Source organism: Peptococcus simiae (assembly GCF_046097595.1).
GTDB lineage: Bacteria > Bacillota > Peptococcia > Peptococcales > Peptococcaceae > Peptococcus > Peptococcus simiae.
Map to the genome: position 1 here is coordinate 1 of NZ_JBJUVG010000041.1, position 249 is coordinate 249.

Sequence of the window (249 nt, forward strand, 5' to 3'; positions counted from 1 at the left end):
TGATTTCTCACTGTTATTCCCCACTACCGGGCAGGTCACTCACGCGTTACTCACCCATCCGCCACTAACTCGGGAAGGGTCACTCCGAAGAGATCTCCTTCCTCCGTCCGTTCGACTTGCATGTGTTAGGCATGCCGCCAGCGTTTGTCCTGAGCCAGGATCAAACTCTCCGTGTTATAACGTAAGAGCTCTAGCTCATGTTCACTTAATTCATACGCTTGTTTGGCTGTTTAATTGTCAAAGACGCTG

At 50.2% G+C, this 249-nt stretch carries 1 rRNA gene; it reads right to left on the bottom strand.

Annotated elements, in window-relative coordinates:
• Window positions 1-176, bottom strand: a 16S ribosomal RNA gene (locus ACKQTC_RS09245); the annotation flags it as partial.
• Window positions 177-249: the final 73 nt, after the last annotated feature.